The sequence below is a fragment of the Mycolicibacterium wolinskyi str. Jessa 2025 genome (assembly GCF_049241375.1).
GTDB classification, from domain to species: domain Bacteria; phylum Actinomycetota; class Actinomycetes; order Mycobacteriales; family Mycobacteriaceae; genus Mycobacterium; species Mycobacterium wolinskyi.
In genome coordinates this window covers 1381305-1401330 of the sequence record NZ_CP185960.1, presented here as the reverse complement: position 1 = coordinate 1401330, position 20026 = coordinate 1381305, and the positions used below count along the sequence as shown (strand labels likewise).

At 67.1% G+C, this 20026-nt stretch carries 24 protein-coding genes and 1 tRNA gene; 7 read left to right on the top strand and 18 right to left on the bottom strand.

Annotation, left to right across the window (positions count from 1 at the left end; all coding sequences use genetic code 11):
- Positions 1 to 14 precede the first annotated feature (14 nt).
- The 10 genes from ACOI2T_RS07085 to ACOI2T_RS07040 all read right to left on the bottom strand — a co-directional run bounded on the left by ACOI2T_RS07085 (position 15) and on the right by ACOI2T_RS07040 (position 7332).
- Positions 15 to 827, bottom strand: a complete 813-nt coding sequence (locus ACOI2T_RS07085) for a shikimate 5-dehydrogenase (protein WP_409504931.1) — start codon at positions 825 to 827, stop codon at positions 15 to 17.
- On the bottom strand, positions 824 to 1825 hold the full coding sequence (locus ACOI2T_RS07080) for an acetyltransferase Pat (protein WP_409504932.1): 1002 nt from the start codon (positions 1823 to 1825) through the stop codon (positions 824 to 826). The genes ACOI2T_RS07085 and ACOI2T_RS07080 overlap by 4 nt, the downstream gene beginning before the upstream one ends.
- A 33-nt stretch (positions 1826 to 1858) precedes the next feature.
- Entirely contained in the window at positions 1859 to 2617 is a 759-nt protein-coding gene (modA, locus tag ACOI2T_RS07075) for a molybdate ABC transporter substrate-binding protein (RefSeq protein ID WP_409504933.1), read from the bottom strand.
- Entirely contained in the window at positions 2614 to 3021 is a 408-nt protein-coding gene (locus ACOI2T_RS07070) for a TOBE domain-containing protein (protein WP_409504934.1), read from the bottom strand. Before ACOI2T_RS07070 ends, modA begins: the two co-directional genes overlap by 4 nt.
- A 79-nt stretch (positions 3022 to 3100) precedes the next feature.
- Entirely contained in the window at positions 3101 to 3913 is an 813-nt protein-coding gene (locus tag ACOI2T_RS07065; RefSeq protein ID WP_409504935.1) for a TIGR03620 family F420-dependent LLM class oxidoreductase, read from the bottom strand.
- Between the two features lie 43 nt (positions 3914 to 3956).
- On the bottom strand, positions 3957 to 4511 hold the full coding sequence (locus ACOI2T_RS07060) for a hypothetical protein (RefSeq protein WP_067844274.1): 555 nt from the start codon (positions 4509 to 4511) through the stop codon (positions 3957 to 3959).
- Positions 4508 to 4780 (bottom strand): hypothetical protein, encoded by a 273-nt coding sequence (locus ACOI2T_RS07055; RefSeq protein WP_409504936.1) that lies wholly within the window; start codon positions 4778 to 4780, stop codon positions 4508 to 4510. Before ACOI2T_RS07055 ends, ACOI2T_RS07060 begins: the two co-directional genes overlap by 4 nt.
- A 283-nt stretch (positions 4781 to 5063) precedes the next feature.
- Positions 5064 to 5876, bottom strand: coding sequence for a Rossmann-fold NAD(P)-binding domain-containing protein (locus tag ACOI2T_RS07050; RefSeq protein WP_409504937.1), 813 nt, complete (start codon positions 5874 to 5876; stop codon positions 5064 to 5066).
- The gene (locus ACOI2T_RS07045) at positions 5795 to 6097 is read right to left on the bottom strand and encodes an FAD-dependent oxidoreductase (protein ID WP_409504938.1); all 303 of its coding nucleotides are present in this window, start codon (positions 6095 to 6097) and stop codon (positions 5795 to 5797) included. The genes ACOI2T_RS07050 and ACOI2T_RS07045 overlap by 82 nt, the downstream gene beginning before the upstream one ends.
- A gap of 50 nt (positions 6098 to 6147) precedes the next feature.
- The gene (locus tag ACOI2T_RS07040; protein ID WP_409504939.1) at positions 6148 to 7332 is read right to left on the bottom strand and encodes an ROK family protein; all 1185 of its coding nucleotides are present in this window, start codon (positions 7330 to 7332) and stop codon (positions 6148 to 6150) included.
- 51 nt (positions 7333 to 7383) lie between these two features.
- On the opposite strand from ACOI2T_RS07040, the gene ACOI2T_RS07035 reads away from it, so the two are divergent.
- Positions 7384 to 8574 carry an MFS transporter gene (locus ACOI2T_RS07035; RefSeq protein WP_409504940.1) on the top strand — a complete coding sequence of 397 codons (1191 nt, stop codon included), beginning with the start codon at positions 7384 to 7386 and terminating at the stop codon, positions 8572 to 8574.
- Positions 8575 to 8602: 28 nt separating this feature from the next.
- Here the strand turns inward: ACOI2T_RS07035 and ACOI2T_RS07030 are convergent.
- The 5 genes from ACOI2T_RS07030 to ACOI2T_RS07010 all read right to left on the bottom strand — a co-directional run bounded on the left by ACOI2T_RS07030 (position 8603) and on the right by ACOI2T_RS07010 (position 12966).
- Positions 8603 to 8675 (bottom strand) — tRNA-Ala (locus ACOI2T_RS07030).
- 55 nt (positions 8676 to 8730) lie between these two features.
- Complete coding sequence (gene sepX / locus ACOI2T_RS07025; protein ID WP_409504991.1) at positions 8731 to 9822, bottom strand: divisome protein SepX/GlpR; 1092 nt, start codon at positions 9820 to 9822, stop codon at positions 8731 to 8733.
- Positions 9823 to 10051: 229 nt separating this feature from the next.
- Positions 10052 to 10705 (bottom strand): GNAT family N-acetyltransferase, encoded by a 654-nt coding sequence (locus ACOI2T_RS07020; protein ID WP_067844256.1) that lies wholly within the window; start codon positions 10703 to 10705, stop codon positions 10052 to 10054.
- A 6-nt stretch (positions 10706 to 10711) separates the two neighbouring features.
- Positions 10712 to 11965 carry a molybdotransferase-like divisome protein Glp gene (gene glp, locus ACOI2T_RS07015; protein WP_409504992.1) on the bottom strand — a complete coding sequence of 418 codons (1254 nt, stop codon included), beginning with the start codon at positions 11963 to 11965 and terminating at the stop codon, positions 10712 to 10714.
- Between the two features lie 53 nt (positions 11966 to 12018).
- The gene (locus tag ACOI2T_RS07010; protein WP_085144155.1) at positions 12019 to 12966 is read right to left on the bottom strand and encodes a UTP--glucose-1-phosphate uridylyltransferase; all 948 of its coding nucleotides are present in this window, start codon (positions 12964 to 12966) and stop codon (positions 12019 to 12021) included.
- Positions 12967 to 12993: 27 nt separating this feature from the next.
- On the opposite strand from ACOI2T_RS07010, the gene ACOI2T_RS07005 reads away from it, so the two are divergent.
- From ACOI2T_RS07005 to ACOI2T_RS06995, 3 genes are all read left to right on the top strand, one after another.
- Positions 12994 to 13593 (top strand): 5-formyltetrahydrofolate cyclo-ligase, encoded by a 600-nt coding sequence (locus ACOI2T_RS07005; RefSeq protein WP_409504993.1) that lies wholly within the window; start codon positions 12994 to 12996, stop codon positions 13591 to 13593.
- An 89-nt stretch (positions 13594 to 13682) separates the two neighbouring features.
- A complete protein-coding gene (locus ACOI2T_RS07000; protein WP_409505070.1) occupies positions 13683 to 15506 on the top strand; it encodes an amino acid permease in 1824 nt (607 codons plus the stop codon).
- On the top strand, positions 15503 to 16378 hold the full coding sequence (locus ACOI2T_RS06995) for a universal stress protein (RefSeq protein ID WP_409504994.1): 876 nt from the start codon (positions 15503 to 15505) through the stop codon (positions 16376 to 16378). Before ACOI2T_RS07000 ends, ACOI2T_RS06995 begins: the two co-directional genes overlap by 4 nt.
- A gap of 10 nt (positions 16379 to 16388) precedes the next feature.
- Here the strand turns inward: ACOI2T_RS06995 and ACOI2T_RS06990 are convergent, their stop codons facing one another.
- Positions 16389 to 17129, bottom strand: a complete 741-nt coding sequence (locus ACOI2T_RS06990; RefSeq protein ID WP_409504995.1) for an HNH endonuclease family protein — start codon at positions 17127 to 17129, stop codon at positions 16389 to 16391.
- Between the two features lie 62 nt (positions 17130 to 17191).
- Here ACOI2T_RS06990 and ACOI2T_RS06985 point away from each other — a divergent pair, with 62 nt between their 5' ends.
- Together ACOI2T_RS06985 and ACOI2T_RS06980 are read left to right on the top strand one after the other, a co-directional pair.
- Positions 17192 to 17512, top strand: coding sequence for an FmdB family zinc ribbon protein (locus tag ACOI2T_RS06985; RefSeq protein WP_409504996.1), 321 nt, complete (start codon positions 17192 to 17194; stop codon positions 17510 to 17512).
- A 69-nt stretch (positions 17513 to 17581) separates the two neighbouring features.
- Positions 17582 to 18244: an SAF domain-containing protein gene (locus ACOI2T_RS06980; RefSeq protein ID WP_409504997.1), complete on the top strand. Its 663-nt coding sequence runs from the start codon at positions 17582 to 17584 to the stop codon at positions 18242 to 18244.
- Here ACOI2T_RS06980 and ACOI2T_RS06975 read toward each other — a convergent pair.
- Positions 18238 to 18459: a hypothetical protein gene (locus tag ACOI2T_RS06975; RefSeq protein WP_409504998.1), complete on the bottom strand. Its 222-nt coding sequence runs from the start codon at positions 18457 to 18459 to the stop codon at positions 18238 to 18240. The two genes, ACOI2T_RS06980 and ACOI2T_RS06975, sit on opposite strands and share 7 nt — an antisense overlap.
- A gap of 146 nt (positions 18460 to 18605) precedes the next feature.
- Between ACOI2T_RS06975 and mscL the strand changes: the two genes are divergently transcribed.
- The gene (gene mscL, locus ACOI2T_RS06970) at positions 18606 to 19073 is read left to right on the top strand and encodes a large-conductance mechanosensitive channel protein MscL (RefSeq protein WP_409504999.1); all 468 of its coding nucleotides are present in this window, start codon (positions 18606 to 18608) and stop codon (positions 19071 to 19073) included.
- Between the two features lie 66 nt (positions 19074 to 19139).
- Here the strand turns inward: mscL and ACOI2T_RS06965 are convergent, their stop codons facing one another.
- The gene (locus ACOI2T_RS06965) at positions 19140 to 19775 is read right to left on the bottom strand and encodes a porin MspA (RefSeq protein WP_067844230.1); all 636 of its coding nucleotides are present in this window, start codon (positions 19773 to 19775) and stop codon (positions 19140 to 19142) included.
- Positions 19776 to 20026 lie beyond the last annotated feature (251 nt).

Genomic DNA, 20026 nt, shown 5'->3' with positions numbered 1-20026 from the left:
GCTCGGCGGCAAACTCAGGAGCGGGAGAACTCCGACGCGGCGGCCACCTGCTCGGCAGTCGGCCGCACGCCGGTGTAGCGCTCGAACTGCTCGGCGGCCTGCAATGCGATCACCTCGGCGCCGGTGATCACGCGTCTGCCCGCGGCCCTGGCCGCCGAGATCAGGGGCGTTTCGGCCGGCATGGCGACGACGTCGAACACGGTGTGCGCGGCCTCGATCGTGCCCGCCCCGAATGCGTTGCGGTGCTCGTCGGGGCCGTCCGCCATGCCGATCGGGGTGACGTTGACGACGACGGGTGCGGTCAGGTCACCGACCTCGGGCGCGTAGTCGTAGCCGAGGCGTTCGGCGAGCGCAGGGCCCGCCTGACGGTTCCGTGCGACGATCACGCCGCTACGAAACCCCTTGTCCCGGAAAGCGGTTCCCACCGCATTCGCCATACCGCCACTACCGCGGATGATCACGGCGTCGCTCGGATCGAGACCGTCGATCAGCGTCTGCACGGCGACGTAATCGGTGTTCGACGCGGTGAGATGTCCGTCATCGTTGACGATCGTGTTGACGGCGTCGATCGCACGAGCCGACGGCTCGATGTCGTCGACGAGGCGCATCACGTCCTGTTTGAACGGCATCGAGACCGAACAGCCGCGAATTCCCAGCGCGCGCACCCCGCCGATCGCCGCTGCGATGTCGGTGGTCGTGAATGCCTTGTACAAGAAGTCCAGCCCGAGCTGTTCGTAGAGGTAGTTGTGGAACCGGGTGCCGATGTTGCTGGGCCGTGCGGCCAGCGAGATGCACACCTTGGTGTCCTTGTTGAGTTGCGGCCTCACTGGCTCACCGCCCGGATGACCTGGCGTGTGGCGTCGCGGATCTGGCCGATCAGATCGGGCGAGAACGGAACGGTATCGACCGGCGGCACGTCCACCTCGGTCACCACCACCCCGAGATCTTCGCGCTGCCACGTCGCGCCGAGCCGATCGAGAATCCTTCGCATGGCGTAATTGTCGCTCAGTACGCGTGCGGAGAAACGTTGGACACCAACATATCCCGCCGAGACCACCAGCGCCCCCATCAACAGGGTGCCGATTCCGCGGCCCTGATAGTCGTCACCCACCGTGAACGCGACCTCGGCCGTCGTCGCATTGTGGCCCTCCCGCACGAACCGGGCGTCGGCGATCACCGGTCCCAGCGCACCCTCGGTCAGCACCCACACGAAGTGATCGGTGTAGTCCACCTCGAACAGGTACTCCAGCAGGGCCTTGGTGGGCTTGCGCACCGACTGGAAACGGCGGTAGAGGGTCTCGCTGGAGAACTCGACCGGACCGTTGAGAGTACGTTCCACATCGCCGGGCAGCACCGGACGCAGGTAGAACCAGTCGCCGTTGCGCACCTGCACCGGGATGGGCGTGATGAACGCCGCGAGCCGCTGGCGGGCGATCCGCACGAGCCGGTCGAACATCCCGGGCAGGTGCAGGATGGTGTCGAACGCATCGCGGTCACCGATCCAGCCGGTGACGGCCTCGGTCGCGATGACGGTGGCGGTGCGCGGGGCGTCGCGCAGCAGGGCGATCTCCCCGACGATGAGGCCGGGTTCGATGTCGAGGACCACGGGTTCGGCGTCCGGGACCGCATGACTGATCTGAACGCGACCGGATTCGATCAGCATGAAGGTCACGGCCTGGTCGCCTTGCCGGATCAGCACCTGGCCGGCAGCAGCGTGGAGCGGACGTAGCTGGGCGGCGAGCTCCACCAGACTGGACGGCCGACATCCGGCGAAGAACTCCAGAGCAGCGAGGTCGGCGGCGCTGGCCTCGGTCAGTTCGGCCACGTCCCCCAGGCTACGGCGCGACCGCCCGTTCGGTCAGGGCTTGGTGAATCCTTCTTCGGCGAGCACCTTTTGGCCCGCCTCACCGGTGACGAGATCGACGAAGCGGTTCGCGAGCTCGGAGTTCTGCGAGTCCTTGAGCACCGCAATCGGATACGTGTTGACGGCCTGGGCGGCCTCGGGGAACGGAACGCTGGTGACCTTGTCACCGGCGTCGGCGGCATCTGTGACGTAAACGATGCCGGCGTCGGCTTGTCCGGTGGTCACCTTGTTGAGGACGTCGGTGACCGACGTCTCCTCGCTCACGGGTGACAGCGTCACAGCAGTGGCCTTCTCGACTTTTTCGGTCGCACCGCCGCACGGCACCGGCGGCGCGCATACCACGACGGCCACCCCCGGCTTGGCGAGATCCTGAAAACTCTTGATGCCTTTGGGGTTTCCCGGCGCAACGGCGATCGTGAGGGTGTTGGTCGCGAAGTCGACGGGAGCGCCGTCAACAAGACCGGCCTGGGCGGCTTTGTCCATGTTGCGGGTGTCGGCGGAGGCGAACACGTCGGCGTCGGCCCCCTGGGTCAGCTGGGTGACCAGATCCGAGGAACCCGCGAACGAGAACTCGACTTTCACATCGGGGTTGTCCGCCTTGAACTGTTCGCCGATCTGGGTGAACGCGGGTTTCAGCGACGCGGCGGCGAACACCACGATCGAATCTCCGGCAGGCGTGGACGGCTCCGATGAACAAGCACTGACGAGCGTTATCGCGGCGAGCATCGCCACACCGGCCCGCACACGGGTCATGACTGTCCTTTCGGGGTTTCCACGATTACGGTGGTGGCTTTGACCACCGCCACTGCGACACTGCCGGGTTCGAGACCGAGATCCCGTACTGACCGACTACTCATCAGCGACACGACGGTGAATGGGCCGCACTGCATCTCGACCTCGGCCATGACCTCGTCGGCGACGACGTTCGTGACCAGACCGGCGAACCGATTCCGCGCCGAACTTCCGATACGCAGCGGGTCTTTGGGCGCGGCGGCGGCATGGGCGCGCGCGAAGGCCGCGAGCGCCGCACCCTCGATCACCTTGCGCCCGGAGGAGTCCAGATGCGCGGGCAGCACGCCGTCGTCGATCCAGCGCCGAATCGAGTCATCGCTGACTCCGAGCAATTCGGCCGCATCGCGGATCCTGATCTCCGGCACCGCGTCAGCGTAGCGATCCAGCGGGCCCGATACAACCGCATCTGCGGATGTATGACGGGAATAGATCCGCAGGTACGGATTACTCGCCGAACAACAGCGGCCCTAACACTCTGGCCGAGTCCAGCACTCCTGGCTGTTCGCCGCCGTGCAACACCGTGGCGTAGACGTGATCGGCACCGGCGGCCCGTTGTTCGCGCAGCCGTTCCGCGATCTGGCCGGGCGTCCCCCACGCCACCAACGAATCCACCAGCCGATCGCTCAGGCTGTTCACATCGGCCTCGGTAAAGCCTTGCCGCAGAGCGGAGTTGACGTAGCTGGGCATCGAGAACAGGAAGCGCAGCGGAACGCGCGCGGTGTCGCGGGCGGTCTCCGGGTCCTCGTCCATCACGACGTACTGGCCCAGCGCGAGGATGCGGTCCTCACCGAGCCGTCGTCGCGCCGCGGCGGTGCCTTGCGGGGTGAACAGCATCGGCACCGCACCGGCGCAGTACTCGCGCGCCAGCGCGAGGCGGCTCGGCCCGAAGGCCGCCAGCAGCCGGCGGTTCGGCGGGATCGAAAACTCCGGATCGCCGAAGTATTCGGCCAACCGCCTCGACGCGTGCGCCCCGGCGAGCGGCCCCAATCCCATCACCAGTCGACCCGGAGTGCGGTCTTCGACCTGGCGGTAGAACGCACCCAGTTCGCCCGGGCGGTAGCCGTCCGGCATGACGACCGCCGGGGCGACCACCGCTCGGCTCGTGGCCTCGATGAGTTCACGCAGCCGATCCAGGCGATCCAGTTGGCCGCCGTTGACCCACAGCGTGCCGAAGCCGAGAGCTTCGATCTCCGGGGCGGTTTCCAAGTACTCGGCGCCGACATCCACGGCTATCCCGAACGGGCCCATCGTGTTCATGATGGGAAACCTAGAACCTCAATGATTGTTCAGGTCAAGCCGCTCAGGCCTCGAACTGCATCCCGTCGAGCTCGAGCGCTTTTCCTTGAAGTCGTTGGCCGAGATAGATGTCGGTCTGCACGAGCCGTTCGGCGTGCCACCGAATATCCTCGGCATGTTCACGGGAAGCGGTGTAGCGCTTGGCCATCGTCGAGACGTCGATGCGGCGGGTATCCCGGACCGACAGGTCCTCGCCGACCTCGAACCCGTCGGCCTCGGCCGCGGCAATGGCGTCGAGTACCTGGCCCACGGCGAGCCGAAGGTCCCGGCTGCCGTCCTCGGCGATGTTGGCCGCCTCACGTTGAATGTCGCCCTGCTTGCGGACGACGGCGGCATCGGTGGTGACCCTATTCAACGCGGACTCCCCGGCGTCACCGGACCATTCGGTCCCACCGGGGGCGGCCACGTTTTGCCGGTGCCACTCGAACAACTCCTCGGACTGCGCCGCCATCTGACGCCAGCGAGCCGCCGCGTCGTCGAGATGCGTTGTGTCCCAGGCCTCTATCCGGGAGCGGGTCAGTTCTTCATCGGATGACCCAGCGTTGTCAGTCGAGCTCACATCAACTCCGCCAGGCCCCCAGCGGTTTCCTCATCGACGGCCTCGAACCGGCTGGCGCCGGCCAGCATGCCTCCGGCCTGTGCACTCACGCGTGTGGATTGGCGGATCCGGACTGCGGACACGGCGGCGTCCATCGCCGACACACCCGTGTGGGTAGGGCTGCCCGAGGCGACACCGACGGACGCCGTCGTCAATTCGGCAGCGATCATCTCGCTGCTTATAGCGCCTGCCCTGAGCCCGCCCGGGTCGACTCTCAGATCGTTCGCCACCACAATCCCCCAACTGGCCAATCTGCTCAAGGCAGGCTACTCCACCGGCACCCCGTTCCCCTACTAAGGGGGGTATTGATTCTGCTCCGAAAATACTGCGAAATCTCCAGCAATGAAAATGGCAGATCAGTTGCCGGGTCCGGCATTTGAGAATCATGGCGCAGATCGCATTCGCCGAATCATTGTCGGGCGCGTCAGTTCAACACGAACCGTCAAATCTGGCAAAAGCTAGTGTGTCGCCTGCCCGCCATAACGGCGTCGAGCAGCAAATTCCGGCACGATTTCATTCGCTGGGCAGCCGGACGGCATGCGACGCCCGCTCGATACGGCTGCCGAATCCACGGCCCAAACGCACCAACATCGGCATGGCACGCAACGCCTGATTCCGTGCCACGATCGCGCCACGAGTGGACGGAAGCAGCATGCGCATGCCGGATGCGGCCAGGCGCTGATTCTCGATCACATTGGGCCGAAAACCCCGCTCCCACCGCATGAATGCGGCTACACTGCCTGACCCTTCCCGCAGGGCATGTGCCAGGAGGTACGCGCCGATCAACGCCAGGGACGTACCTTGACCGGACAGCGGCGACGGGCCGAACGCCGAATCGCCGAGCAGCGCCACCCGCCCAGTCGACCACTGCGGCAAGTGAACCTGACTCATCTCGTCGAAGTAGAAGTCGTAGGCGCCCGCCATGGCGTCGATGAGTTCCGCGGTGCGCCAGCCCATCGACGCGAACCGCCGCGCGAGCAGCGCCTTGTGCGCGGCGTCGTCGCGAAGGTCGATATCCAGGGGTTCGGACCGAAACAGCAGCAACGCCTTGGCCCGCTGATTGCCGCGCACCGTGAACACCGCCGCGGCACGGTTGGGTTCGTTATAGAGAATGGCGCGATCGGACAATCCGAGCACGTTGTCGATCGTGAATATGGAGACATAGGCCCCGAGCGGACGGATGAATCGGTCCTCGTCGCCGAAGGCCAGCAACCGAACGGACGAATGTTGCCCGTCCGCACCGATCACGAGATCGAACTCGCCGCTGCGCCCGCTGGCGAACTCGATCGCTGCCGGCCGATCGGCAGGCTGAGATATGGCACGCACGGAATCGCCGAATACCGTCTCGACTTCATTGCGGACGCCAGGCCCATCCGCTCGACGACTTCGAGCGCGGTGCCGCGGATGTCGACCGCATGCCCGCCGGTTCTCAGTTCGGCCGTGCGTTCCACGAGCGTGACCTGATATCCGTGCCGCACAAGCCAGTACGCGACGGCGGGACCGGCGATGCCGGCTCCGACGATCAGCACCCGTGGTCGAGATGCCATGTGAGGACACTAGCCGCGGCTTGCCCCGCGGAGTCGGCCACCTCGGTGGTTCACGAGTGCAGTTCGGCCCAATCCGCGAGTGCCGCTTCGGTTGTCACGTGATCGATGGCCAGCGCCGCGGCCCCGTACATCGGGGCGTCCTCGCCGAGGAGTCCGTCGCGGACCGGGGGCGCCGAAGCCTTCCGGAACGTCATCAGTCCATCGCGGTATGCCGTTTCGAACGCTTCGGGCGCGGCCGCACGCAGTGGGGGTGCCAGGCCGCCCAGTGTGACGATGTCGGGATCGTGGATGTTGACGAGCCCCGCGACGCCGCGGCCGAGCGCGGTCGCCACGGCATCGAACGCGGCCCGCAGCTTCGGCTGCGCGGGGTTGGCCTTCAGCTGTTCATAGGCGAACGCGATGGGGTCGCGGGGCTGCGGCAGCTTGAGATGGCGTGCCAGCGCGCGTCCGTCGACAGTCTGATCCCAGCAGCCGCGGGCGCCGCACGGGCAGCGCAGGCCGGGATCACCGAACGGTATGTGCCCGTATTCGCCTGCGGCACCGTGGGAACCGGTGACGGGCTCGCCGTTGACGATCAGCGTGCCGCCGATACCGACCGTGATGATCAGATGCAGCGCGGTGCCCGCATCGCGGGCCGATCCGGCGCGTGCCTCGGCCAGCCCCGCCAGTGTCGCGTCGTTGCCGAGCAGCAGCGGCGGCCTGGTCCGGGCCGGTAGCCGCGACATGATCGCCGAGAGGTCGATGCCGCTCCAGCCGCGTGGCGTGAATTGCACGAGCCGCGAATCGCTTACCGTCCCCGCCACCGCGACCGCAACGGCCCGCACTCGGCCGGCGTGTTTCCGGTGGGCCTTGGCGATCTCGCTTGCGATGTCGTCGAGCAACCGCGCCTGCTCGCCCGAGCTCCCCTCGGCCACGATGTGCGGCACGCCGTCGAACCCGGCTTGCGCGAGCCGCCAGTCCCCCGGGCGTAGGTCGGCGACCAGAACAAGTGGCCCGTCGGGGTGCGGACCGAGCACCGTTGTCGGCCGGCCACGGCCCTGTGCGGGCGCCGGAGTCTCGTCGAGCAGGTGTACGCGCCGCAATCGGGCCAGCAGATCGGTCGCGCCGCCGCTGCTCATGCGCAGCCGTTGGGCGGCGACGGCTCGGGTGATACCCGGCTGAGACCGCACCAACCCGATCATCTTGGCCGCGCCGTACCAACGCAGCTGAGACGCGGGTCGGTGCTCGGTCGGCATTGAACAAATATCCCATTTGATTTAACTCGCCCTCTGAGTATATTCGGCATCATGACGGCCACGCCTCTGACACAGGGCGAATCCACGCGCTCCGCGGCGGGTTTGCGGGCCAATCTGCCTGGCCTGCTGTCATTGGCCGCCGCGTCCTGCCTGGCCGTCACCACCGAGTTGTTGCCGGTGGGACTGCTGCCCGAGATCGGGAAGGCCTTCGGCGTGTCAGCATCGCTGACGGGCCTGCTGGTCAGCCTCTACGCGGTCATGGTCGCCACGCTGGCCGTGCCGCTGACGGTCGTCACCGCACGATTCGGTCGCAAACCACTGCTTCTGCTCACGCTTCTCGGTTATGCGGTGTGCAACGTCATGGTCGCCCTGGCACCGGTGTTCGCGCTCGTTGCCGCCGGGCGGGTGATCGGGGGCATCAGCCATGCCCTGTTCTTCTCGCTGTGCATCGGCTACGCGCCGCGACTCGTGCCGTCGGCCTACGTCGGTCGCGCGCTCGCCATCGCGGGCGGCGGCGCATCGGTGGGAATCGTTCTCGGCGTGCCACTCGCCACGTCACTGGGGACGGCCTTCGGCTGGCGGGTGTCGTTCGCCGTACTCGCCTGCGTCGCGGTGGTGATCCTGGCTCTTGTCGCACGACTGCTGCCGAGCGTCTCCGGCGACCACCCGGCAGGCACGGTACGCGGCAGCCGGGCCAGCCTGGCCGCGGTCGTCGGCGCCAACGCGCTGACGTGGCTCGGGCAGTTCAGCATCTACACCTACATCAGCGTGGTGCTGCTGTCGTCCGGGCTGGGCTCGGCGTTCGTCGGGCCTGCGCTCCTGGTCTGCGGCGCGTGCGGGGTCATCGGACTGTTCTGCAGCGCAAAGGCTTTGGACCGCAATCCACGGCGAACGGCCACCGTCGTCCTGCTGATCGTCATCGGCGGGCTCGCCATGCTGGCCCTCACGTACCCGGCACTGACGTGGGTGCTGCTCGCGGTCGCACTGTGGAACGGCGCGTTCGGCGGTATGGCGTCGATCTATCAAGCCTGCGCCGTCCGGTGCCACGCGGTCGGTCCGGAGCTCGCGGGCGCGTGGGTCAACGCGAGCGCCAACCTCGGCATCGCGGGTGGTGCGGCAATCGGCGGCGGATTGCTGAACGTCGCCGGGATCGGCGGCCTGCCGATCAGTGCGATCACGCTGATCTCCGCGGGACTTGCCGTGGTCGTGATCGCGCGGCGGGCGTTTCCATCCCGGCCGTAGCCGAGCCGCCGCGAACGTCGAACTGAAGTGGAGCTAAGGGGAATCGAACCCCTGACCTACTCGATGCGAACGAGTCGCGCTACCAACTGCGCCATAGCCCCTGATACCGGTAGCACAGGCTACCAGCCGAGTGCCCAACTACAGAAACCGACCGGCCTACTGCCCGGAAGCCCGTGGTAGATCGTATGCACGTGAAAACGGCGCGTAGTCCAGATGCTCGAAGATCGGGTCCTCGTCGTCGATCTCAAGGACCACCGAACCGGGCCTGCGCAGCCGTGCCGGCACGACGTCGAGCTTGTGATCGTCGGTGTTCTCGACGCCCAGCCGCGACCGCATCATCCGCTGCGCGCGGCGGCGGCGCAGTTGTTCCTCGATGCGGGTCTGGCGGCGCAGATAGGCCAGGTACAGCACCGTCAGGGTGGCCGCGGTGCCACACACCCACCACGCCGTGGGGTTCACCAGGAACGCCATGACCGCCGACGCCACGAGCACGATCGCGAACACCGCGAGCACGCGCTTGCGGAACTTGTACTTGCGTGCGCTCACCTGGGCGGCGGTCTTGGATTCGTAGCGGCGTTGCCGGTTGGCGCTCAGCGACGCGACGGGAGTCTCGGTCCGCTGATCGCGGTCATCGCCATCGGATTCGGCCTCCAGACCCGACGAGTCGTCGACGTACTCGTATTCGTCGTCCGTTGGGTCGGAACGGTCCTCATGCTCATCACTGTCATCGATGAGATCCTCGGGGTCATCGAGATCCAGTGGCAGCTGGCCGGTTTGAGCCTCAGCGACGGGCTCGGGTTCTTCGGATTCGGCGACCTCTTCGACCGCAGGCTCCGGCTCGACCACAGGCTCGGGTTCAGAGTCGGCGACAGTCGCACCGACCGGAAGGGCTCCGGAATCCTCCTCGACGATGTCGACGTCGAGGTAGTCGGGCTCGGGCTCCTCGGCGACCGCCGCCGCCACGACCACGGTGCGGCGCGGTTCGTCGTCGACCTCGTCGAGTTCGCCGTCGAGGTCCTCGTCGAGGTGGTCTGCCTCGGGCTGCCAGTGCGGGTCGCTGTGATGGCCGGCGGCGGGACCGCGCCGTAGCCGTTGCGCATTGCGCCCGCTGTTGAGCACGCGCGTCGCCAGGGCGACGTCGCTCGTGCGACGAACCGAGTCACGCTTGCTGATCAACATCGGAACCAGCACGAAGAGCCAGAGCACGACGAGGGAGATCCACAGCAATGATTGGGGGATGCTTGGCATGACGCCTGCTCCTTTCCCCTCCAGGCTAGGTCTGTGACCAGCGCATCCATGGAGGCGCGCCGAGGACAATTACACACCTGTAATTCGCTGGAGACAAGCACCACCAGTCACAAATGTCACATTTGTAACAGCTTCGGAAATCGCTTCCCGTCGAATTTGCTTCCAGGGCTGTATATCCGGAGAAATCACGACCGTGAGTGCAATTTCGGCGCTCGGCGCGCCGTGAAGCTCACGCCCACCTGGCGCGGCCGGCCTGCACGAGCGCATGGGCGGCCGGCTGCGACAACTCCTCCACGGTGATCGCCACGAGCAGGTGATCGCGCCACGCCCCGTCCACTTCGAGATAGCGCCGCAGCAAGCCTTCTTCGCGGAATCCGACGCGCGCGAGCACCGCCCGGCTCCGCGCGTTCTCGGGCCGCACCGTGGCCTCGACGCGATGCAGCCGTACACCCGTGAAACAGTGGTCGAGCCCGAGTGCGAGCGCGGCCGTCGCGATGCCGCCACCGGTCTTCGAACTGGCCACCCAGTAGCCGATCCAGGCGGACCGCAGCGCCCCGTGCGTGACGTTGCCGATCGTCAGCTGACCGACGAACTGCCCGTCGAGTTCGATCACATACGGCAGCATCCGCCCCCGTCTGGCTTCCGAACGCAAGCCCGAACAGACCGCCGGCCATGACGAAACCGCATGGCGCACAGTCCATTCCGCTCCGGTGACCGGTTCCCACGGCTCAAGGTGTTCCCGATCGGCGAGCCGGATCCGGCTCCACGTCGCCGCATCGCGCAACCGAACGGGACGCAACCGCACCACACCGGCGGGTACGCGCAGTGGACCCACACAATCGGGCCAGCCCGGATGCGGACCCTCGGCGCGGAAGAGACCCATGACGCTTCAGCCCCGTTGGGCCAGAAACGCAACATCAACGGTCTCGCCGGTGCGGACCTCTTCGACCTCGCTGGGAACCACGACCAGACAATTTGCCTCGGCGAGCGTGGCGAGCAGATGGGTGGACGCACCCGGCGCGCCGCCGAGCGCCTGCACCAGGTACTCCCCGGTGTCCTGGTCGCGCATCAGCTGACCACGCAGATAGCCCTTGCGGCCTGGCACCGAGCTGATCGGGGCCAGCGTGCGGGCCTGCACGATGCGCCGCATCGGCTGCCGCTTACCCAACGACAGCCGGATCAGCGGACGCACCATGACCTCGAACACCACGAGTGCGCTGACCGGATTGGCGGGCAACAGGAAGACCGGCACCCGGTCCCGCCCGAGCTGTCCGAAACCCTGAACCGAGCCGGGGTGCATGGCGATCCGGGTGACCTCCATATCGCCGAGCTCCGACAGCACCGTACGCACGGACTCGGCGGCCGCGCCGCCGACCGCACCCGCGATCACCACGATCTCGTTGCGATTGACTTGGCCCTCGACGGTTTCGCGCAATTCGCCGGGATCGGTGCTGATGATGCCGACGCGGTTGACCTCGGCACCGGCATCGCGGCCCGCCGCGGCTAGCGCGTAGGAGTTGACGTCGTAGACCTGCCCGGTGCCGGGCGTGCGGGATACGTCGACGAGTTCACCGCCAACGCACATCACCGACAGCCGGGGCCGCGGATGCACCAGCACCCGATCGCGCCCGACCGCCGCGAGCAGACCGACCTGCGCCGCGCCGATGATCGTTCCGGCCCGTACCGCGACGTCACCGGGCTGCACATCGTCACCGGTGCGCCGGACGTAGGCACCCGACCGCACACCACGCAGCACCCGAACCCGGTTCTGGCCCCCGTCGGTCCACCGCAACGGCAGCACCGCATCGGCGAGCGTCGGCATCGGCGCTCCGGTCTGCACACGCGCGGCCTGACGCGGTTGCAGCCGGCTCGGTGTGCGCGCGCCCGCCTCGATCGCTCCCATCACCGGCAGGCTGATCTCACCGCCGCCGTCTTCGGAGTCGGCGTCCCCCACGCCGAGGACATCCACGCTGCGCACCGCGTAGCCGTCGATGGCGGCCTGATCGAATCCCGGCATGGGCCGCTCGGTGACAACCTCCTCGGCACACATCAGACCCTGCGATTCGGCTATGGCCACCCGCACCGGCCGTGGTGCCACCGCGGCGGCCGCCACCCGAGCCTGCTGCTCCTCCACCGAACGCACAACACGCCTTTCTACCCGTCAGCCGGGTCCGGCGCGCGGCCAGGGGTAGTGCACTACTGGCTAGTGCTACCGCCTACTTCACGTTCGGCCAGACCCAGTCGTTCGACCAACCACTGCCGCAGTTCAGGGCCGTAGTCATCCCGTTCCAAGGCAAAGTCAACCGCAGCCTTCAGGTAGCCGCCGGGATTTCCCAGGTCGTGTCGAGCGCCGCGGTGCACGACGACGTGCACCGGATGGCCCTCTTCGATGAGGAGCGCGATGGCGTCGGTCAACTGGATCTCGCCGCCGGCACCGCGCGAAACGCGGCGCAGCGCATCGAATATCGCCCGGTCGAGGACGTAGCGGCCGGCCGCGGCGTACGGCGACGGCGCATCCTCGGCCTTGGGCTTTTCGACCATGCCCTTGACCCGCAGCACGTTCGGATTGGCCGCGTCGGGCACGGGCTCGACGTCGAACACGCCGTAGGCGCTGATCTTGTCGCCAGGCACCTCGATCGCGCACAGCACCGAGCCACCGCGCTTGGCCCGCACCTTCGACATCGTCTCGAGCACGCCGGTCGGCAGCACCAGGTCGTCGGGCAGCAATACGACGATGGCGTCCTCGTCGGGCGACAGGGCAGGCTCGACACAACTGACGGCGTGGCCCAGGCCAAGCGGCTCGGCCTGAACCACCGATTCGACCTTGATCAGGGCCGGCGCGCGTCGCACCTTCTCGAGCATCGTCTTCTTGCCGCGGGCTTCGAGCGTGCCCTCGAGCACGAGGTCTTCGACGAAGTGGGCGACCACCCCGTCCTTACCCTCCGAGGTGATGATGATCAGGCGCTCGGCACCGGCCTCGGCGGCCTCGGCGGCCACGAGTTCGATGCCCGGCGTATCGACGACGGGCAGCAGTTCCTTGGGCACGGTCTTGGTCGCCGGCAGAAAACGCGTCCCCAGACCCGCAGCCGGGACGACCGCTGTGTAGGGAATAGGCACCTCAGGTGCCTTTGGAGGCGTGGTCATCGTTCACACATTAACGCCCAATTTGAAATGGTGGAGGTCGTGGTGCAAAGGACGAAGAACCAGTTACGCGCTGCGCTTTTGCGAAAACGGCGCGGGCTGGCTCAGCACATCCGCGAAGCCGAGGCCACCGCACTGCGCGGCTGGCTGCCCGCGCTGGTCGCCCATGGCCAGACGGTGTGCGCGTACGTACCGGTCGGCTCCGAGCCGGGCTCGCCGGCAATGCTCGACACCTTGCTGAATCTCGGTGTGCGAGTTTTGCTTCCGATAGCCCGTAACGACTCCGACGGTGAGCCGATGCCGATGCAGTGGGGCACTTACCGGCCGGGCGGCCTGCTCGACGCGGAGTTCGGTCTGCGCGAGCCACCGCCGCCGTGGCTGCCCGCCGAGGCGGCAGGCGAGGCCGACGTCATCCTGGTGCCCGCGCTCGCCGTCGACCGGTCGGGCTCCCGCCTGGGTCGCGGCGCCGGCTTCTACGACCGCACGCTGGGCTGCGTCGCGCCGGACGCGCGGCTGGTCGCGGTGGTGCGCGACGAGGAACTGCTCGACGAGTTGCCCGCCGAACCGCACGACGTCCGCATGACGCATGCGCTGACGCCGGACGGCGGAATCGTGGCACTGGGCGGCTGACACGCATCGACCACGAAGAGCCCTGTGGGCAAAGCCCCCGAAGTGGGTATGTGACTTCAATCACTTCTCACGGAGGGCCGGTGACCGAAATGGGCGAAACCCTGGGACTCAAGAAGGCGCTGAGCCAACGGCAGCTGCGCATGATCGCGATCGGCGGGGTCATCGGTGCGGGCCTGTTCGTCGGCTCCGGTGTGGTGATCGGCGACACCGGGCCGGGAACCTTCATCACCTATGCGCTCGCGGGCGTGCTGATCATCATGGTCATGCGGATGCTGGCCGAGATGGCCGTGGCCAATCCCTCGACCGGATCCTTCGCGGACTACGCACGCAACGCCATGGGCAACTGGGCAGGTTTCTCGGTGGGCTGGCTGTACTGGTATTTCTGGGTCATCGTGGTCGGCTTCGAGGCGATCGCCGGCGCGAAGATCATCCAGTACTGGATGGATGTGCCGCTGTGGCTGACGGCGCTGATCCTGCTGATCGCGATGACGGCGACCAACCTGTTCTCGGTCGCGTCGTTCGGCGAGTTCGAGTACTGGTTCGCCGGGGTCAAGGTGGCCGCGATCCTGGTGTTCATCGGGCTCGGCTCGTTGTTCGTCCTCGGCCTGTGGCCTCAGAAGAGCCTGGATTTCTCCAATCTGACCGCGCACGGCGGGTTCTTTCCGCTGGGCGTCACGGCCATCACGGTCGGCGTCGTCACCGTGATCTTCTCGATGGTCGGTGCCGAGATCGCGACGATCGCCGCCGCGGAGTCATCGGATCCCGAACGCGCCGTGGCCAAGGCCGCCAATTCGGTGATCCTGCGCATCGCGATCTTCTTCGTCGGCTCGGCGTTCCTGCTCGTGACGATCCTGCCGTGGAACAGCGAGCAGACCGCCGCGTCGCCGTTCGTCGCGGCGTTCACCGAGATGGGCATCCCCTACGCCGACCACATCATGAACGCCGTGGTCCTCACGGCCGTGCTGAGCTGCCTGAACTCGGGCATGTACACCGCGTCGCGGATGCTGTTCGTACTGGCCGCGCGTCGTGAGGCGCCGGCCCAACTCGTCGCGGTCACCCGGCGCGGCGTCCCTGCGGCGGCGATCCTGACCTCGTCGGTGATCGGTCTCATCTGCGTCATCGCTGCGGCGTTCTTCGAGGACACGATCTTCGCGTTCCTGCTGGCCTCCAGTGGCGCGGTGATCCTGTTCGTCTATCTGCTGATCGCGGTCTCGCAGATCGTGTTGCGTTACCGCACACCGGATTCCGAGCTCAAGGTAAAGATGTGGTTGTTCCCGGTGCTGTCGGTGCTCACCGCGCTGGCGATCGGGGCGATCCTGGTGCAGATGTTCCTGCAGGGCGGCGAGAACCGTAAGGCGTTGATCCTGAGTCTGTGTTCGTGGGCGGTGGTGATCGTGCTGTTCCTGGCGAACCGGTGGTTCATCCGACGCCGGCCCGAGGTGGCCGGTGTCGCGCCGACACCGCACCCGCACCGGGTCCTCGTGCTGGCCAACCAGACCGTGCACTCGGACGAGTTGCTCGACGAGCTTCGCCGCATCGGCGCCGATCGCGAATCCACCTATCACGTGGTGGTGCCCGCGAGCCCGATCGACACCGGCGTGGCCGCCACGCACGGACCGCTCGACATCTCCGAAGCCACCCAGCAGGCCGCACAACGCCGGCTCGAACACACGCTGGCCACGTTGCGCTCGGACGATCTCGAGGCGAACGGCGAAGTGGGTGACTACCGGCCGCTGCGTGCCCTGGCCACGGCCGTCAACACATTCCGTCCCGACCAGATCGTGATATCCACACTGCCGCCGGAAGAGTCGGTGTGGCAGCGCTTCGACGTCGTCGACCGGGCGCGTGCCGAGCATAAGATTCCGGTGACCCACGTGGTTTCGCGGATCCGCACGGAGGAGCACGCATCATGACGATCCTGGCGGCGTTCAGCGCCAGCAGGCAGGGCAGCGCACCGCTGCACCTGGCGGCTCAGATCGCGCGCGCCACCGGCGACACGGTCGTCGCGGCCGCCGTGATCGAACGGCCGTGGCCGCCGAGGGGCGATCCGGTCGAACAGGAATACCTGCGATACATCACGACCCAGACCGAGTCGGCGCTGCGCCGGGCGTTGCCCCGCGATGTCGAGATCCCGACCTTCATCCACGAAGCCACATCTGTCCCAACGGGTTTGGCGGAGCTGACCACGGCACACCGGGCCAGCCTGGTGGTCGTCGGATCGTCCTCGTCGGGTCTGCTGGGCCGGGTGGCGCTCGGCAGCGTGACCGAGCGCCTGGTGCACACCGCGGAAGTACCGGTCGCGATCGCGCCCCGCGGATATGCGCAGAGTTCCGGGCGGATCCGACGGCTCACCGCGGCCTACGGCGGCGAATCCGATGTCAACGGGCTCATCCCGGCGGCCGTCGACCTGGCCAAGGCCTGGTCGGCGACGCTGCGCATCGTGTCGTTCACGGTGCGCAACGTGGCGGCGTTCAGCGGCACTATCGAATCGGCGGCCGAGGACTTGGTCGTACAGCAGTGGTCGCGTCGGACGTACGACGACATCGTCAAGCTGCTCAACAGTGTTCGTGAACGCGCGTCGGTGCCCGACGTCGACGTGGTCGTCGGCAGTGGGCCGGATTGGCACTCGGCAGTGGAAGACGTGACGTGGGAGACCGGCGACATGCTGCTGCTCGGCTCGGGGGCCGCCGCACAGACCGCGCACGTGTTCCTCGGTTCGGCCGCGGCCAAGATCCTGCGGCATTCGCCGGTGCCGGTGATGATCGTGCCGCGCTACCCGACGTGACCGGCTGGGCCTAGCAGCCGGCCAGCACCGCCGTCATCGCCTGCTTCTCCTTGGCCGAAACCCACAGTCGATAGGCGGCTTTGACGGCGACTTGCCTTGCCACGAATTCGCAGCGGAACGCCGGGTTGGGCGGCAGCCAGCTCGCGGCGTCGCGAAGAGCCTTGTCGAAGTTGGGTTGCGCGGCCACCGCTACGAGGTTGCGCGGGTCGTTCGCAAAATCCTTGCGCCGCTGCGGGTCCCACTCGCGAGCGCCCTTGTACCAGGCATCCGACAGCGACACCAGATGATCGATCTGCACGGCACCCGACGTGTCGGGCCCGCGGACGAACCCGATGGCGGTGCCGGTGTACGGATCGTGCAGCAGGCCCCGATCGGCGAAACACGTGCCCGGTCGCACCACGAGATCGGCCAGGTCGCGGCGCAGGATGTCGTCGCGGGTGTTGCATCCGTTGCGCCCGAACTCGACGTCGACGTCGTCGCTCCAGGCCTCGCCGAACAGTGCGCGCGAGTAGTCGGTGTGCCGGTCCCATCCCTTGACCGGAAGTTGGGCAAGCAATGCGCGGGCATGGTCATAGCCGGGGTCGTGCGGCCGGGCCGCCGTCGACGGCTGGGGTGCGGCCGGGGTCTGGATCTCGCGTGCGCGGGCCAGAACCAGTAGCGCGACCACGGCCAGGATGACCGCGACCACTGCCAGTACCGCTACCCTTCGGGAGCGCCTGCGCCGCCGGCCCGCGGGAATGACATGGCCCACGTAGCGGTTCTAGCACTTGAGCCGGTAGAGTGCTAACAAGTTTGACGAACTCGGAGGTTTTCGTGCCTACCTATTCCTATGCGTGCACCGAGTGCGGAAATCGGTTCGACGCGGTGCAGGCCTTCAGCGACGATGCGCTGACGACGTGCCCCAAGTGCTCCGGCAAGCTGCGCAAGCTCTTCGGCTCGGTGGGAGTGGTGTTCAAGGGCAGCGGTTTCTACCGCACTGACAACCGGGACTCGAGCAAGAGCTCGTCCAACGGGTCGTCGTCCAAGAGCTCGGAGAGCGGTTTGTCGGAGAAGTCCTCGTCTTCGTCGTCCTCCTCATCGGACAGCTCGTCGAGCAGCTCCAGCTCCACGCCCGCCGCGGCCGCCTCGAGCTGACAGCCGAGTTATCCACAGGCCGGCAATTTCACCGTTCTGGCCGGGCGCGGTTGCGCCTACGGTGACGCCATGGCCGAATCCCTCAATCCGTCGGCACTGCATCGGCTGACTGCTGCCCTTCGCCCGGATTGGACCCGCACGGTCGCCGCGCGCCGAGCAGTCGCCGCCGGGTTGGTCGTGCTTGCCGCTGTTGCCGCGGTTCGGTCGGACCCGCGCGGCGATCACGCCGACATCGCGGTGGCCACGCGTGACCTGGCCCCAGGCACTGAATTGACCGCTGCGGACGTAACGCTGGAGAGCCGCAGCACGGCCACCCTGCCCGACGGCACCCGTAGCGATCTGGCCGACCTGGTCGGCGCCACCCTGGCCGGGCCGGTCCGCCGCGGCGAGGTGCTGACCGACGTCCGAGTACTCGGCCCGCGGCTGGCCGAATCCGCCGCTGGGCCCGACGCGCGAATCGTGCCGCTACAGCTCGGCGATGCCGCTCTGCTCGACCTCATCCGTCCGGGTGACGTGGTCGACGTACTGACTGTGACGGAGGGCGCCGAGCAGGCCGGCGCGCAGCCGGCGCGGCCGGTGGTGGTGGCCACCGACGCGGTGGTCGTGCTCGTATCGGACAAGCCCAAGGGAACCGGAGGCGATCGAGTGGCGCTCGTGGCGCTGCCCGCTCGCTCAGCGAATGAGGTGGCCGCCGCGAGCCTCGTACAGGCGGTGACGCTGACGATTCACTGAGCCGGCCGGGGCGCCGGCGCGGTGCTCGTCGCGGGACCCTGCTCCAGCGCGTCGAGCACCATGTCCGTCAGCTCGTCGGTCGTCGACGTCTCCGACGGCACGGCAGGCGTCGTGGGGGTGGCAGGCTCCGCCCAGCCGGCGGGTGCGAATGCGAGCCCGATTCCGAAGCCCACCGCCAGCCCCGCGACAACCGTGCGGGCTTTACGTGGGCTCATCTCGGCTCCGTTCCGATATCACTGGCACACAACTCAATTGGAAGTCCGCGAAGACCGTAGCAGTCCAATCCTGATGCCGCACGCCGAACTCGGTTAGTGTTCGCTTGTCCCACGAACACACTCGTTACTGCAGGAAGGGTCCCCGCATGTTAAAGGGCTTCAAAGAGTTTCTATCCCGGGGCAACGTCATCGACCTTGCGGTTGCTGTGGTCATCGGTGCCGCCTTCACCGGCCTCGTCACGTCCTTCACGGAGAAAGTCGTCCAGCCTCTGGTCGATCGCGTCGGCGCGGGCGGTGACCGCGAGTACGGCATTCTCAAGATTCCGCTCGGCGGCGACCCGGAGCAGTTCGTCGACCTGAACGCGGTGTTGTCGGCGTTGATCAACTTCCTCATCGTCGCCGCGGTGGTGTACTTCGTCATCGTGCTGCCCTACAAGAAGCTGCGCGAACGCGGCGAGGTCGAGCAGGCGCAGGACACCGAGTTGAGCATCCTCACCGAGATCCGCGATCTGCTCGCCGAGAACGGCAACGGATCCACCGGCAAGCACGTCACCGGCCCCGGCACCGGGCCCAGCCCAGACACCGCCAAGCACACGAGCGCCGACCGCACCTGACCGAACACGGCGCACACAAAAACAGCCCCCGGCCGAAGCCGGGGGCTGTTTTTTGCCTGGGAGATGTCAGTTCATGTTCCAGGGCTCGCCGTAGGTGGTGACGCTGTCACCGGTCGAGGCGATCAGGCGAGCGAACGGACGCAGCAGCACACCGCCGGCCGCACCGGTCACGGTGCCGTGGGCGTTGGAGACCGCCACGCCGCCGGCCGCACCGGAGACGTCGACCGAGAAGGTGGCGACTTCCTGGATACCGGGGCCGTTGCCCAGGTCAGCCGAGATCGACACGCCGGGGAACAGGTTCGGGGTGATGACCGACTCCAGACCGAACGGCGGCTGGGTGATGTTGCCATCGTCGATCAGGATGTTGGGGGTGGTGTAGCTGAAGTTGATGCCAACGCCCAGCGACCACGGGAAGCCGATCTGGTAGCCGAGCTCCAGCGTGCCCTCGAACTCATCGGCACCGGGGCCGGCGACGATGTACTTGGCGCGACCGGAGTGGAACCACTCACGGGTCAGGCGGTTGCGGTCCAGGGGGAACACACCGTTGAGGAAGGTGTCCCACTGCTGGATGGTCAGGGTGCGGTCCTGACCGTCAACCAGGCTCAGCTCGTTATCCAGACCTGCGTGAGAGGTGCCAGTGCTCGTAAACAGAGCCGCGATGGCCGCAACCAACGCGATCAGCACCCGACTGATTGCCTTCATGTTCTCCCTAGCTATGTCGCCGGTGGATCCCGGAGGTCCACCGATTTTGTTGTTTGGTGCCCGGCCCTATGCAAGACCACACACCCTGCAAGACCCTCATGTGGTGCGAATTAAAGACTCCACATGCTGCTCTTACGTTTCGCTCATCGTTGACACGAGGAACATAACGGGGAGGCATCCGACCGGCAACGCAAGGACACACATGCGTGGACCTGTATGGCCATCCGGAAGAACTTTGCTGAGATTGCGCT